The 12,362-nt window shown below is 63.0% G+C and carries 18 protein-coding genes; all 18 read left to right on the plus strand.

All coding sequences use genetic code 11. From position 1 onward, the window contains the following. Window positions 1-271 precede the first annotated feature (271 nt). The 18 genes from ASF69_RS08515 (at window position 272) to ASF69_RS08600 (ending at window position 12,359) form a co-directional block, all read left to right on the plus strand. Complete coding sequence (locus ASF69_RS08515) at window positions 272-808, plus strand: hypothetical protein (protein ID WP_062586860.1); 537 nt, start codon at window positions 272-274, stop codon at window positions 806-808. Window positions 809-881: 73 nt separating this feature from the next. After that, window positions 882-2,144 carry a terminase family protein gene (locus ASF69_RS08520; RefSeq protein WP_062587236.1) on the plus strand — a complete coding sequence of 421 codons (1,263 nt, stop codon included), beginning with the start codon at window positions 882-884 and terminating at the stop codon, window positions 2,142-2,144. Between the two features lie 416 nt (window positions 2,145-2,560). Then, window positions 2,561-3,169 (plus strand): hypothetical protein, encoded by a 609-nt coding sequence (locus ASF69_RS08525; RefSeq protein ID WP_062586861.1) that lies wholly within the window; start codon window positions 2,561-2,563, stop codon window positions 3,167-3,169. A 93-nt stretch (window positions 3,170-3,262) separates the two neighbouring features. Further along, a complete protein-coding gene (locus ASF69_RS08530; protein ID WP_062586862.1) occupies window positions 3,263-3,571 on the plus strand; it encodes a Dabb family protein in 309 nt (102 codons plus the stop codon). Window positions 3,572-3,653: 82 nt separating this feature from the next. Continuing rightward, the gene (locus ASF69_RS08535) at window positions 3,654-4,817 is read left to right on the plus strand and encodes a phage portal protein (RefSeq protein ID WP_062586863.1); all 1,164 of its coding nucleotides are present in this window, start codon (window positions 3,654-3,656) and stop codon (window positions 4,815-4,817) included. 155 nt (window positions 4,818-4,972) lie between these two features. Beyond that, complete coding sequence (locus tag ASF69_RS08540; protein ID WP_062586864.1) at window positions 4,973-5,293, plus strand: DUF6107 family protein; 321 nt, start codon at window positions 4,973-4,975, stop codon at window positions 5,291-5,293. Between the two features lie 44 nt (window positions 5,294-5,337). Beyond that, window positions 5,338-5,910, plus strand: a complete 573-nt coding sequence (locus ASF69_RS08545; protein WP_062586865.1) for an HK97 family phage prohead protease — start codon at window positions 5,338-5,340, stop codon at window positions 5,908-5,910. A 46-nt stretch (window positions 5,911-5,956) separates the two neighbouring features. After that, the gene (locus tag ASF69_RS08550) at window positions 5,957-7,228 is read left to right on the plus strand and encodes a phage major capsid protein (protein WP_062586866.1); all 1,272 of its coding nucleotides are present in this window, start codon (window positions 5,957-5,959) and stop codon (window positions 7,226-7,228) included. Window positions 7,229-7,334: 106 nt separating this feature from the next. Beyond that, entirely contained in the window at window positions 7,335-7,904 is a 570-nt protein-coding gene (locus ASF69_RS08555; protein ID WP_062586867.1) for a head-tail connector protein, read from the plus strand. Window positions 7,905-7,907: 3 nt separating this feature from the next. Continuing rightward, complete coding sequence (locus ASF69_RS08560; RefSeq protein ID WP_062586868.1) at window positions 7,908-8,243, plus strand: phage head closure protein; 336 nt, start codon at window positions 7,908-7,910, stop codon at window positions 8,241-8,243. Continuing rightward, complete coding sequence (locus ASF69_RS08565) at window positions 8,240-8,641, plus strand: DUF3168 domain-containing protein (RefSeq protein ID WP_062586869.1); 402 nt, start codon at window positions 8,240-8,242, stop codon at window positions 8,639-8,641. The genes ASF69_RS08560 and ASF69_RS08565 overlap by 4 nt, the downstream gene beginning before the upstream one ends. Window positions 8,642-8,687: 46 nt before the next feature. Then, window positions 8,688-9,095: a phage major tail protein, TP901-1 family gene (locus ASF69_RS08570; protein WP_062586870.1), complete on the plus strand. Its 408-nt coding sequence runs from the start codon at window positions 8,688-8,690 to the stop codon at window positions 9,093-9,095. Beyond that, entirely contained in the window at window positions 9,095-9,457 is a 363-nt protein-coding gene (locus tag ASF69_RS08575; protein WP_062586871.1) for a gene transfer agent family protein, read from the plus strand. Before ASF69_RS08570 ends, ASF69_RS08575 begins: the two co-directional genes overlap by 1 nt. Further along, window positions 9,457-9,675 (plus strand): rcc01693 family protein, encoded by a 219-nt coding sequence (locus tag ASF69_RS08580; protein WP_062586872.1) that lies wholly within the window; start codon window positions 9,457-9,459, stop codon window positions 9,673-9,675. Before ASF69_RS08575 ends, ASF69_RS08580 begins: the two co-directional genes overlap by 1 nt. A 96-nt stretch (window positions 9,676-9,771) precedes the next feature. Beyond that, the gene (locus ASF69_RS08585; RefSeq protein WP_062587237.1) at window positions 9,772-10,350 is read left to right on the plus strand and encodes a phage tail tape measure protein; all 579 of its coding nucleotides are present in this window, start codon (window positions 9,772-9,774) and stop codon (window positions 10,348-10,350) included. A 61-nt stretch (window positions 10,351-10,411) separates the two neighbouring features. Then, on the plus strand, window positions 10,412-11,050 hold the full coding sequence (locus tag ASF69_RS08590) for a DUF2460 domain-containing protein (RefSeq protein ID WP_062586873.1): 639 nt from the start codon (window positions 10,412-10,414) through the stop codon (window positions 11,048-11,050). Next, on the plus strand, window positions 11,047-11,931 hold the full coding sequence (locus ASF69_RS08595; protein ID WP_062586874.1) for a DUF2163 domain-containing protein: 885 nt from the start codon (window positions 11,047-11,049) through the stop codon (window positions 11,929-11,931). Before ASF69_RS08590 ends, ASF69_RS08595 begins: the two co-directional genes overlap by 4 nt. Continuing rightward, window positions 11,928-12,359, plus strand: coding sequence for an NlpC/P60 family protein (locus ASF69_RS08600; protein ID WP_062586875.1), 432 nt, complete (start codon window positions 11,928-11,930; stop codon window positions 12,357-12,359). Before ASF69_RS08595 ends, ASF69_RS08600 begins: the two co-directional genes overlap by 4 nt. Window positions 12,360-12,362: the final 3 nt, after the last annotated feature.

Raw genomic sequence — 12,362 nt, forward strand, 5'->3', positions numbered from 1 at the left:
TCCTTCGCCGTTGTTTAAGAGATCAGTGTAATATGCGCGAGAGAGGCGTGGAAGAAGTGCACGGAATAAATTTCGCCTATCATAGGAATTTAATCCTTGACGGCGTGACGGTCTTCGGGTAGTGTTCAGATACAGTCGGAGAAGTGCGGATGGAGCGGGGGCTTGGGGACTTGTGATCCCTTCGGCCATGGTCTTCAGGCCTCACCCTTTGCCGGATGTGAACGCGACGTAATGCATTTGCGGCTTCGTTGCGCTTAGGTGGAAGATAACCATGACATTGATGACGAGTGACGCGCTCTCGCTTGACGGCGAGTGGCCGCAAAGCCGTGTCTATGACGCGCGGCTGGTGGTGCTGGAGATGAAATCCGTGCCGCAGGAGCGACCAGCAGATATGCGGCCATCCGGCTCCATTGACGGGCCGGACGGGTTGTGGCGGCTGCTGAACGAGATGACGGCGGAGATGCGCGAGCAGTTCCGCTTTTTTCGTGACTTGCGCGAAGGGGCGGACGGCGCGCTGGATGCCGCCATAGACGATGGGGCGGGGAAGACGGCGCGGGCCGATGTGAAGGCCGCGACCGACGCCATGTCGCTGATCGTGCGCACACTTGAGAAGATCGACACGCTGCAACGGCAACTGGCCCGCGACCGCGAGGTGGCTGCCGAGAGCGAAGCGGACAACCAGAGCTATGAAGAGGCTGTGGCCTTCTTCCAGAGGCGGATCGATGACCTCGTCGAACAGAAAGTGCGGGCAAGACTTGCAGATGCCGGTCTTTCGCCGGAGGGGCCGCAAGCTGACGGGCGAGAATGAGGCGGGACGGGCATTGCTGGCACGTCGCGGCAACGACGGCGCAGAGCTGCGCGCCCAAGAGATTGCAAAAGGCATGACGGAAGCGCTGGCCGAAAGACACAGGAAGCAGTTCGTGGCGCGGTTGAACCGCGACTGGCGGTTCGTTGGCAGCATGGCCCAGCAGCCGCCAGAGGGCGACTGGCGCAACTGGCTGCTGATTGGCGGGCGCGGCTCCGGCAAGACGAGGGCGGGGTCCGAGTGGGTGCATCTCATCGCATCGCATGGCGAACATTCCGAGCTGCGGATTGCGCTGGTGGCGGAAACGCTGGGAGATGCCCGCGAGGTGATGATCGATGGCGTCTCCGGTATCTGCCGCGTGGCGCGGTTCAGACGACCGGAATTCGAGCCATCGCGCCGCCGGTTGATCTGGCCAAACGGGGCGATGGCGCAGATATTCTCGTCAGAAGACCCCGAAAGCCTGCGTGGCCCGCAATTCCACTTCGCCTGGTCTGACGAGTTGGCGAAATGGCGCTACGCCCAGGAGACCTGGGACATGCTGCAGTTCGGGCTGCGCCTGGGCGACAAGCCGCGCCAGCTGGTGACGACGACGCCAAGGCCGATCCCGCTCTTGAAGGCGCTGATTGAAGACCCGGCCAGCCGGACGGTGCGGATGCGCACCACGGACAATGCCTCAAACCTCTCGCCGGGGTTCATCGACGCCATGATGAAACGCTATGGCGGAACGCGGCTGGGGCGGCAGGAGCTGGACGGTGAGATTATTGCCCAGCGGGACGACGCCCTGTGGAAGCTGGCCGATCTCGAAGCCATCTTCGACCCTGCGCCGCCGCCTCCACTGGCGCGGATTGTCGTGGCCGTTGACCCGCCAGCGGGAAGCGGCGAGGGCTCCTGCTGCGGGATCGTGGTGGCGGGTATCGGCATTGACGGGACGTTCCGGGTTCTTGCGGATTGCTCCGCCGAGGGCGCCACGCCTGCCGGTTGGGCGCGGGCGGTGGTGGCAGCGTTCCGGCGTTTCGAGGCGGACCGGGTGGTGGCGGAAGTCAACCAGGGCGGCGAAATGGTAAGCGCCACGCTGAGAAGCATCGACGCCAACCTGCCGATATCAATGGTGCGGGCCAGCCGCGGCAAGTTTACCCGCGCCGAGCCGGTGGCAGCGGTTTATGAGCAGGGCCGGGTGCGGCACGCGGGAAGGTTTCAGAAACTCGAGGAGCAGATGACCGACTTCGGCCCGGATGGGTTGTCTTCGCGAAAATCGCCCGACCGTCTGGATGCCCTTGTCTGGGCGCTGACGGCGCTGGCGATGGAGACGATGGCCGAGCCAAGAGTACGGGGAATCTAGTGTGGGGGATGTGAGGGCTGGAAACGAAAACGCCCGGTACGCTGTGTAGCGTCACGGGCGATTGTTCAGTCCGGACATGCTGTAGGCAGCATGTCGACTGCCTTACTTTTTCGTAGACTGGGCAGGCTTCTGCTGGGAGCCCATCTCACGCATTTGCCGCCATTCGCTTTCGATACGATCGTAGGTGGTCTGCGGAATAGTCGCTGTCATGGCATTCCTCCTTCGCGGGTTTGGCGCAGCTTTTGCGCGGTGTGAAACAGAGTAAGCGGGCGAAAGTTCCTTAATTCAAGGTAAAATATTCTCTTAAAACGGTTCGCACGAATTAAAATCGATTAGGATTTTTTCAAATCGATTTAGGTTGCAAAGAACCCCTGGGGAAAACGCTCATTTAGGAGCGTCATTTCGGAAAGGTGACAATGGTGATCAACAGGCAACGCTTTTTTGCAGAGATTCGCGACAACCCGTTTCCCGAGAGGTTGAGCGCACGCCAGGTGGAAGGGACCGAGCTTGTGCTTGATGAATTCGAAGCCCGCGCCCCCGGCGGCGACCTCAGGCAGCTGGCCTATATACTCGCCACGGCTTTTCACGAGACAGCGCAGACAATGCAGCCGGTGCGCGAAACACTGGCCGCCAGCGACGACGCGGCGATCCGCATTCTGGACCGTGCCTTTGCAACCGGAAGGCTGGGGCAGGTGCGGACACCCTATTGGCGGCGTGACGCAGACGGCAAAAGCTGGCTTGGCCGCGGGCTGGTGCAGCTGACGCACAAGCGCAACTACCAGACCATGTCCGATGTCATCGGCGTAGACCTCGTAGCACAGCCGGAACGGGCGCTGGAGCCGCAGGTTTCCGCCGCCATTCTCATCGAAGGAATGCTGCGCGGAAGTTTTACCGGGCGGCGCCTTTCGCAATATTTCGACGCCAGCCGCGCCGACTGGGAAGGTGCCAGGGCCATCATCAACGGCAATGACCGCGCCGCATTGCTGGCGGGATATGGCCGGGCTTTTCACGCCACATTGACGTGATTGCAAGCCGCGACTGCCAGCCGCTCGGATTGCACCGGAGGCGGCGGGATGATAGGCGGTTGACGCTCACGCGTTCCCAAGACAGGTGTTTTGATGATCCGCCATATCGTTTTCTTTACCGTACCAGAGGCCAACCGCGACGCGGTGCGCAAGGGGCTTTCGGGGCTAACGGCCATCTCTCACGCGCAAAAGCTTGAGATTGGCGAGAATGTGAAGCGGGACCAGTGGGGCAATTCGGTCGATTTCATCGTCTATGGCGAGTTTGAAAGCGAAGAGGCGCTTGCCGCCTACAAGGCAGACCCGGCCTATGAACTGTCCACCAATACGGTGAAGCCCTTGCGGGAAACGCGCGTTGCCGCCGATTTCGATAGCGACAAAGCAACCAAGACGCCTATCCGGTAACACAAACAGGACCATGTGAAGCGACCCGTCACCCGTCTGCAGCCGCAGCACGGGCTAAAGGCGTTTGTTGAAGGATCATTCCATGAGATTTTCTCTTTCCCTGCCGTGGCGGCGCCCGGCGGAGCGTGATGCCGTGCCCGAAAGAAAGGCGTCTGGCGGCTTTCTGGCGCTGTCCGGCGACATGGGCCGGGCCCATTGGTCCGGGCGCAGCTATGCGGCACTGGCCCGCGAGGGCTTCATGCGCAACCCCGTTGCCCACCGTGCCGCCCGCATGGTTGCGGAAGCTGCGGCCTCCGTCAGCTGGCTGCTCTATGAGGGCGACAGGGAAATTGGCGAGCACGCGCTGTTGCGCCTGCTTTCCCGCCCCAATGGGCATATGAGCGGGCCGGATTTTCTGGAGGCGCTTTACGGACACTTGATGCTCTCGGGCAGCGCATTCATCGAGCCACTTGTGGTCGATGACAGATTGCGGGAGCTGCACCTTCTGCGGCCAGACCGCATCAGCATTGTCGAAGGCGGCGATGGCTGGCCCGCGGCTTTCGACTACCGGGCCGAGGGGCGGGCGGTGCGGCGCATCGATGCCGACCGCGACGGGCTGGGCCTGCTGCATCTGAAACTGTTCAACCCGCTGAGCGACCATGAGGGATTTGCTCCGCTTTCGGCGGCGGGGGCAGCGCTTGATCTGCATAATGCCGCCAGTATCTGGAACAAGCGGCTGCTGGACAATTCCGCCCGCCCTTCCGGAGCGCTGGTCTACCAGCCCAAGGAAGGCGGCAATCTTTCCGCCGACCAGTATGAGCGGTTGAAGCGCGAGCTTGAGGATGGCTATGCGGGCGCGGTGAATGCAGGCCGCCCGCTGCTTCTGGAAGGCGGGCTGGACTGGAAAAGCATGGGCCTTTCACCCAAGGACATGGACTTCATGGAAGCCAAGAACGGTGCGGCCCGCGACATTGCGCTGGCGCTGGGTGTGCCGCCGATGCTGCTGGGCATTCCCGGAGACAACACCTTTGCCAACTATCAGGAGGCCAACCGGGCCTTCTACCGATTGACGGTGCTGCCGCTGATCGGCCGGACCGCCGCAAGCTTCTCCGCCTGGTTCTCACCGCTGTTTGAAGGCGCGTTGCGGCTGGAGCCTGACCTCGACAAGATTGCCGGGCTTTCCGGCGAGCGCGATGCGCTGTGGGCAAGGGTAGGGGCTGCGGCGTTTTTGAGCGATGACGAGAAGCGCGAGGCCGTCGGTTACTAGGGCGCGTTGAATCAGTTTGTGAAGATGCGCAATCCATCTGTGAGGATTTCGCCCCAACCGATTCTGAAGATTCAAGGAAAAGCGCACAGCACGGCTGCTGGCGTGTGGCGCGCCCGCTGCACAACCATATTCACTCTAACCCGGAATGATTACCCATGTCTGAATTTGCCAATGAAGGCGGCATTTTGGCTGCGCGCTTTACCGGCGCGGTGGCGGGTGCCGGGGTTTCGCTGATCTATCTGCTGCCGCAAACCCACCGCGAAGCGGCCAGCCGGTTTCTGACCGGGCTGGCCTGCGGCATGATCTTCGGCGGGCCTGTGGGCCTGTGGATCATCAAGCGGCTGGAGATTACCGAGGGGCTTTCGGGGCAGGACATCATGCTGACCGGATCTGCTGCCGCCAGCCTTTGCGCCTGGTGGGGGCTTGGCGTGATGGCGCGCCTGGCCGAGCGTTACGCGGGCCGCCCCAAGCCCTGAGCTGATCCGCCGCAAATTCCCTTAAAACATCGCAGGAGATTTTCATGCACGCTTATCGCGGGCCACGCCCCGCCACGCGCAAATTTGCCAGCCTGGAGCTGCGCGGCATCGCCGGTGACGGCGTGTTTTCAGGTTATGCCAGCGTCTTCGGCGAGGTGGATCTGGGCCGCGACGTGATCGAGCCCGGCGCATTCCGCCGCTCGCTTGAAGAGCGCGGCGCGTCCGGCATCCGGATGCTTTACCAGCACGACCCCGCCCAGCCGATCGGGGCATGGCGCACCATTCGCGAAGACGAGCGCGGCCTGTTCGTCGAGGGTGTGCTGGCGCCGGAGGTTGCCAGAGCCAGAGAAGTTCACTCGCTGATGAAAACAGGCGCGTTGGACGGGCTTTCCATCGGCTTCCAGACCGTGCGTGCGGGCAAGGCCGCGCGTGGTGGCATTCGCCGCATTCTGGAAGCCGATCTCTGGGAAATTTCCGTCGTGACCTTTCCCATGCTGCCATCCGCGCGGGTTTCCAACGTCAAGCAGGCGAGGTACTTCCGCGACCGGGAGACCGAGCTTGTGCGCACGATGCGCCGTGCGGCCAAAAGCCTTGCCGACAGCAGCTTCCGGCGTTGAGCCGCCGCGCTCCTTCACACCATCCACCACAACAGAGGAAGACCCCATGACAGAACAGACATTGGCCCATGCAAACCTGCAGGCCGTGGCACCGCAGATCAAGGCCGTGCCGGAAACGATGACGGCGGCTTTCGATGATTTCATGGAGGCCTTCGAGGCCTTCCGCGAAACCAATGACCAGCGGCTTGGCGACATCGAGCGCAAGATGACCAGCGACGTGCTGACCCGCGAAAAGCTCGACCGCATCGACAAGGCGCTGGATGAAAACAAGCAGGCGATGGACGAGCTTTCGCTGAAAAAGGCGCGTCCGGCGCTGGGCAGGCGCGGCGCGACATCGGCGCAGGCGGATGAACACAAGACGGCCTTCGAAGCCTATATCAGGCGCGGTGACGAGGGCGCGTTGCGCGAGCTGGAGGCCAAGGCCTTTGCCGGGAGCGCGGGTGCCGATGGCGGATTTCTGCTGCCGACGGAGACGGACAGCGAGATTGGCAAGCGCATGGCGGTGGTTTCGCCAATGCGTGCGCTGGCGACCGTGCGGCAGGTTTCTGGCGCGGTGCTGAAAAAGCCCTTTGCGCTGGCGGGTCTTTCCACCGGATGGGTGGCCGAGACCGCGGCGCGCCCGCAGACCAACACGCCGCAGCTTGCGGAAATGTCCTTCCCGACCATGGAGCTTTACGCCATGCCGGCGGCAACGCAGGGCCTGCTGGACGATTCCGCGGTCGATATCGAGGCATGGATTGCCGCCGAAGTGGACGTGGCCTTTGCCGAGCAGGAGGGAACCGCCTTCATTTCCGGCGATGGTGTGAACAAGCCGAAGGGCGTGCTGGCCTATGAAACGGTTGCCAATGCCTCCTATGCCTGGGGCAAGATCGGCTATCTCGCAACCGGTGCGGCGGGAGCCTTCGCCTCCACCGGGCCGCTGGATGTTCTGATCGACACGATCTATTCGCTGAAAGCCGGGCATCGCCAGAATGGCAGGTTCCTGATGAACCGCAAGACCCAGGCGAGCTTGCGCCGCTTCAAGGACACGACCGGCAATTACATCTGGCAGCCGCCAGCTTCTGCCGGTCAGGCTGCGGCGCTGATGGGCTTTCCAGTGGCGGAAGCCGAGGACATGCCGGACGTGGCGGCCAACAGCATGGCCATCGCCTTCGGTGATTTCCGTGCCGGATATCTTGTCGTGGACCGCACCGGCATCCGCATTCTGCGCGACCCCTATTCCGCCAAGCCCTATGTGCTGTTCTACACCACCAAGCGTGTGGGTGGCGGCGTGCAGAATTTCGAGGCGATAAAGCTGGTGAAATTCGCCGCAAGCTGACGCGTCCGCGCCAGCTTTCAACGCAGGCGGTGCGGCGCGACACTTCCCGAAAGGGAGGGTCTGACAGCCGCACCGTCGCAATCGACAGGCTATTTCCGGAGAGATCATGACCTACGCCACACTGACCCCGCCGCAGGCGGAGCCGTTGACGCTTGCCCAGGTGAAAGAGCATTTGCGGCTCGATGGCAGCGATGAGGATGCGCTTCTGCTCTCGCTGATAAAGACGGCGCGCGACCATCTGGAGCGCCAGACCGGGCTGTGCCTGACGCAGCAGAGCTTCCGCCTCTATCTGGACGCATGGCCCGATGGCGATGTGATTCAGATTGCCAAGGGGCCGGTGCAAACCATCGAAAAGATTCTGGTTTTCGACGATGCGGGTGACCCGACCGACATCAGCGGCATTGACCGGATGCTGGATGGCGAGGCGCGCCCGGCGCGGCTGTGGCTGCGCCAGCCACCTTTGCCGGGACAGCCGCTCAACGGGATCGAAATCGACTTCACCGCCGGTTTCGGACAGAGCGGTGTCGACGTGCCGGATACGCTCAAGCGCGCCATGCTGATCCACATCGCCCATATGTTTGCCTTTCGCGGGGCGGTTTCGCCCGCCGACCAGCCAGCTGGCGTGCCGGCAGGCTATGACCGGCTGATCGGGCCGTTCCGGCGCATGGGGCTGTGAGCCATGAACCTGACCTTTCTCGACCCGGGCAATTTGACGGCACGGCTGGAGCTTGAGGCACCCGAGGAAACGCCGGACGGACAGGGCGGTGTGACGCCGGGGTGGCGTCAGCTTCGGCAGCTCTGGGCGGCAATTGAGCCCGTCTCTCAGACGTCTCTTGAGCGGGCATCCGCCGATGGCGTGACCATCACCCACCGGATCTGGGCAGCGTTTCGCACCGATATCGCCGCCGGGATGCGGTTGAAAAAGGGTGCGCGCATCTTTGCCGTCATCTCCGTGATCGATCCCGATGAGACCGGCCGCTTCATTGTCTGCCGGTGTGAGGAGGAAAGCCGATGAAGGCGGCGAATGCATTGCTTCAGGCCATTCACGCCCGGCTTGCCTCTGACGCTGCGCTGGTGGCGATGGTGGGCGACCGGGGCATCGTCGACCGGCTGCTGCCGAGGCCGGTTCTGCCCTGCGTGGTGTTTGGCGACATGGAAAGCCGCCAACTTTCCGCCGACACGCCCCCGGGCGAGGAGCATCTGCTGACAATCGAGGTGTGGAGTGCCGCAGGCGGGCGAAAGATGGCGCAGGACATTGCCCTGCGGGTGCTGACCCTGCTGGACGATGCCCCGCTGGTGCTAAGTGGCAATATTGCCCTCGTCAGCCTGTTTTACCGCTCCAGCCGTTCGGTACGGGAAACCAAATCGAAGCCGTTCCTGACCGAGATCCGCTTTCGGGCGATCACGGAATAGGCAGTGCTTCTTCAAGACCGACCAAGACCAAAAGAAAGGACAGGCCATGGGGGCGCAGAAGGGAAGAGACCTGCTGCTGAAGATCAACAATTCCGGGACATTCGTAACCATTGCGGGCCTGCGAACCAAACGGCTGGCATTCAACGCCGAGAGCGTGGACATAACCGACAGCGACAGCAGCGGGCGCTGGCGCGAATTGCTGGCCGGTGCCGGTATTCAGCGGGCCGGGGTGACGGGCTCGGGCATTTTCAAGGATCTGCAGAGCGACGAGCTGGTGCGCGCGCAGTTCTTCGCCGGGAATATTCCCACATGGCAGATCATAATTCCCGCCTTCGGCACGATTTCCGGCGCGTTCCAGATCACCGCGCTGGAATATTCCGCGCGCCATGACGGCGAGGTGCAGTTTGAAATCGCGCTGGAATCGGCTGGCGCGCTGACCTTTGGAGCGGCGTGATGGGGGCGGCAAATTTTGGCCGCGCCAACCGCAGGCGCGGCGAAGTGGAAGCCATGCTGGATGGCGAGCGGCGCATATTGTGCCTGACGCTGGGAGCGCTGGCCGAGCTTGAGACGGCCTTTGCAGCCGACGACCTGACCGATCTGGCCGGCCGCTTTGCCAGCGGACGCATGAAGGCCGCCGACATGATCCGCGTCATCGGGGCAGGGCTGCGTGGCGCCGGCAACCTGTTTAGCGACGACGAGGTGGCGGCCATGAGCATCGATGGTGGAATTGCCGGTTACGCAACGATCGTGGGAGACCTCCTGACCGCGACCTTTGCCGGAACCGGCACCGAGGGGCGGCAACACGCTTCCCCCTGATGGCCGCAGCGGGCCCAGACCAACGCCAGGACATCAAGCCCTTTCCCTGGGGGCAGGTGATCCATGCGGGGCTGAGCCTGCTGCGGCTTCCTCCAGCTGTCTTCTGGGCGCTGACGCCAGTGGAATTCTTCGCCATGACCGGCGGGATGCGCCCGCACGACACAACAATCGACCGGCCCGCGCTGGAAGGGCTGATGCGCCTGTTCCCGGATGGGTGAGCGCGGCGGGTGGCGTATGTCCTTTCCTTCCGCCAGGCCAAAACGACCGCAATTTCAAGAGGCTGAACAGCCGCGTTGAATCAGAAAGGCAAGCCCATGGCAGATGATACGAATTTGGCCGACCAGCGGGATGATGCGGAGGCGCTTGTTTCTGTTATGGACGATCTGGAGCGGCGCTCGCAACGGTTCGGCTCTGCGCTGACCTCTGCCCTTCAATCTGCGACGGTGGGTGGAAAGGGGTTGGACAGCGTGTTGCAGGGGCTGGCGACGAAGTTGTCGAATATTGCCCTGAGCGCCGGGCTGAAGCCGCTGGAAAACATGCTGTCTTCTGCCGTCGGCAACCTGACATCGGGGGCCGGTTCTCTGTTTGCCTTTGCCAAGGGCGGCGTACCGGGGCGGGTGACGCCCTTTGCCGATGGCGGCGTCGTTTCCAGCCCGACCTTCTTCCCGATGGGAGGCGGTACGGGCCTTATGGGAGAGGCAGGCAGCGAGGCGATCCTGCCGCTCAAGCGCGGGGCAGACGGTTCGCTGGGCGTGGCGTCCTCAGGTGGCGGTGGCGGCACGCAGATCGTGTTCAATGTGACGGCCAGTGACGCGGCAAGTTTCCGCCGCAGCGAAGGGCAGATTTCCGCAATGCTGGCCCGCAGCGTGGGCCGGGGACAGCGCGGCCTGTGAGCGGAAGACGGCGCGGCAGACCGTGACCGGAGCTACAAAATAGGATCAGGAATTCAAGCCTATGGCAGCATTTCATGAGGTGCGCTTTCCATTACGGTTGGCGCTGGGCACAAGCGGTGGTCCGGTGCGGCGGACCGATATCGTCAACCTTTCCAACGGGCGCGAGAACAGGAACCAGAGGTGGCGCAATTCCCGGCGCGCCTATGATGCGGGTTCAGGCGTGCGCTCCGTTACCGACCTCTATGCCGTCCTGTCCTTTTTCGAGGCGCGTGGCGGACAGCTTTATGGCTTCCGGTTCCGCGATCCTGTCGATCACAGCTCCTGCCCGCCGCTTGCCACCCCCACGGCGATGGATCAGCGGATTGGGACGGGCGATGGATCAACCGCGCGATTTCAGCTGGTCAAGACCTATGACGACGCCGGTGGCGGCTGGACGCGCATTATTTCCAAGCCGGTGAGCGGCACGGTGGTCATTTCCGTCAATGGTTCGGCGGTTTCCGCCTCCGCCTTCACCACCGACCATGAAACGGGAATGGTGACCTTTGCCCAGGGGCAGGTGCCAGCCGCAGGCGCAGCCATTCGCGCCGGGTTCGACTTCGACGTGCCGGTGCGCTTCGACACGGATCGTATCGATGTGAGCCTCGCCAGTTTCGAGGCGGGGCGCATTCCTTCCATTCCACTGGTGGAGATATTGCCATGAAAACCGTGCCCGACGACCTTGCCGACCACTTGGCGGGCGAGGCGACGACGACCTGCCATTGCTGGAAGGTGAGCCTGCGCGACGGCTCTGTGCTGGGATTTACCGAGCATGATACGGCGCTGACATTCGATGGCGTGACCTACCTTGCAGCAAGCGGCTTCCAGACCAGTGAAAGCGACAGCGAGACCGGCCTTTCGGCCAGCAGTGGCGAGGTGGCGGGCGGATTTTCCAGCGAGGCGATTTCCGAGGCGGATCTGTCCGCTGGCCGCTTCGACGGCGCGCGGGTGGAGCTCTACCTCGTCAACTGGAGCGACCCTGCGCAACATATGCTGCTGAAGGTGCGAGAAATTGGCGAGGTGACGCGTGCAGGCGGCTCCTTTACCGCAGAGTTGCGCAGCCTTGCCCACCGGCTGAGCCAGCCGCAGGGCCGCGTTTACGCAAGACGTTGCGATGCCGCACTTGGCGACGCCCGTTGCCGGGCTGACCTGAGGGCGTTTCAGGCAACGGGAACCGTGGTGTCCGTGGATGCTGCCGGGCGGATCGCCGTTTCTGGACTTGGCGGATTTGCGGAAGGCTTTTTCCGGCAGGGCAAGCTGGTCTTTGCGGGCGGGGCCAATGCCGGGCGCGGATTTGATCTCGACGATCACGCGTTAAAGGATGGGGTGGCGACATTGAGCTTCTGGCTGCCGCTGGAAACGCCGCCGAAACCGGGGGACGCCTTCCAGGTGACGGCGGGATGCGACAAGAGCTTTTCCACCTGCAAGGCGAAGTTCGCCAATCATCTCAACTTCAGGGGTTGTCCGCATATGCCGGGCGCGGATTTCGCCTACTCCTATGTCACGAGCCGCACGCAACATGACGGCGGAGCACTTTTCCAATGAGCGCGACCGGTGAGAAGGTTCTGGCGCTGGCCGAAGGCTGGATCGGCACGCCCTACAGACATCAGGCAAGCCTGAAGGGCGTGGGTTGCGATTGCCTTGGGCTGATACGAGGCATCTGGCGCGAGCTTTACGGAGACGAGCCGGAACTGCCGCCACCCTATGCGCGCGACTGGGCCGAACGCAGCGGGGAGGACCGGCTGATGGCGGCGGCCATGCGGCATTTCCAGCCAGTCGAGGCGGCGAATGCGCAGCCGGGCGACATGCTGCTGTTTCGCTGGCGGGCAGATTATGCGGCCAAGCATGTGGGCATTCTGGCGGATGCCGATCACTTCATTCACGCCTATGAAACCGCGCAGGTGCTGCGCTCGGCGCTGGTGCCTGCGTGGCGCAGGCGCATCGCCGGTATTTTCCGTTTTCCCGAGAGGTAGGCC

This window comes from Rhizobium sp. Leaf311 (assembly GCF_001423445.1).
In the GTDB taxonomy this organism is placed as follows: Bacteria; Pseudomonadota; Alphaproteobacteria; order Rhizobiales; family Rhizobiaceae; genus Agrobacterium.

Bases quoted from the DNA above. Each gene is read 5' to 3' on its own strand.
- ASF69_RS08590 (WP_062586873.1), top strand. From the start codon at position 10,412: ATGGCAGCATTTCATGAGGTGCGCTTTCCATTACGGTTGGCGCTGGGC.
- ASF69_RS08565 (WP_062586869.1), top strand. From the start codon at position 8,240: ATGAAGGCGGCGAATGCATTGCTTCAGGCCATTCACGCCCGGCTTGCC.
- ASF69_RS08600 (WP_062586875.1), top strand. From the start codon at position 11,928: ATGAGCGCGACCGGTGAGAAGGTTCTGGCGCTGGCCGAAGGCTGGATC.
- ASF69_RS08540 (WP_062586864.1), top strand. From the start codon at position 4,973: ATGTCTGAATTTGCCAATGAAGGCGGCATTTTGGCTGCGCGCTTTACC.
- ASF69_RS08545 (WP_062586865.1), top strand. From the start codon at position 5,338: ATGCACGCTTATCGCGGGCCACGCCCCGCCACGCGCAAATTTGCCAGC.
- ASF69_RS08550 (WP_062586866.1), top strand. From the start codon at position 5,957: ATGACAGAACAGACATTGGCCCATGCAAACCTGCAGGCCGTGGCACCG.
- ASF69_RS08580 (WP_062586872.1), top strand. From the start codon at position 9,457: ATGGCCGCAGCGGGCCCAGACCAACGCCAGGACATCAAGCCCTTTCCC.
- ASF69_RS08530 (WP_062586862.1), top strand. From the start codon at position 3,263: ATGATCCGCCATATCGTTTTCTTTACCGTACCAGAGGCCAACCGCGAC.
- ASF69_RS08535 (WP_062586863.1), top strand. From the start codon at position 3,654: ATGAGATTTTCTCTTTCCCTGCCGTGGCGGCGCCCGGCGGAGCGTGAT.
- ASF69_RS08560 (WP_062586868.1), top strand. From the start codon at position 7,908: ATGAACCTGACCTTTCTCGACCCGGGCAATTTGACGGCACGGCTGGAG.
- ASF69_RS08595 (WP_062586874.1), top strand. From the start codon at position 11,047: ATGAAAACCGTGCCCGACGACCTTGCCGACCACTTGGCGGGCGAGGCG.
- ASF69_RS08555 (WP_062586867.1), top strand. From the start codon at position 7,335: ATGACCTACGCCACACTGACCCCGCCGCAGGCGGAGCCGTTGACGCTT.
- ASF69_RS08515 (WP_062586860.1), top strand. From the start codon at position 272: ATGACATTGATGACGAGTGACGCGCTCTCGCTTGACGGCGAGTGGCCG.
- ASF69_RS08525 (WP_062586861.1), top strand. From the start codon at position 2,561: ATGGTGATCAACAGGCAACGCTTTTTTGCAGAGATTCGCGACAACCCG.
- ASF69_RS08520 (WP_062587236.1), top strand. From the start codon at position 882: ATGACGGAAGCGCTGGCCGAAAGACACAGGAAGCAGTTCGTGGCGCGG.
- ASF69_RS08570 (WP_062586870.1), top strand. From the start codon at position 8,688: ATGGGGGCGCAGAAGGGAAGAGACCTGCTGCTGAAGATCAACAATTCC.
- ASF69_RS08585 (WP_062587237.1), top strand. From the start codon at position 9,772: ATGGCAGATGATACGAATTTGGCCGACCAGCGGGATGATGCGGAGGCG.
- ASF69_RS08575 (WP_062586871.1), top strand. From the start codon at position 9,095: ATGGGGGCGGCAAATTTTGGCCGCGCCAACCGCAGGCGCGGCGAAGTG.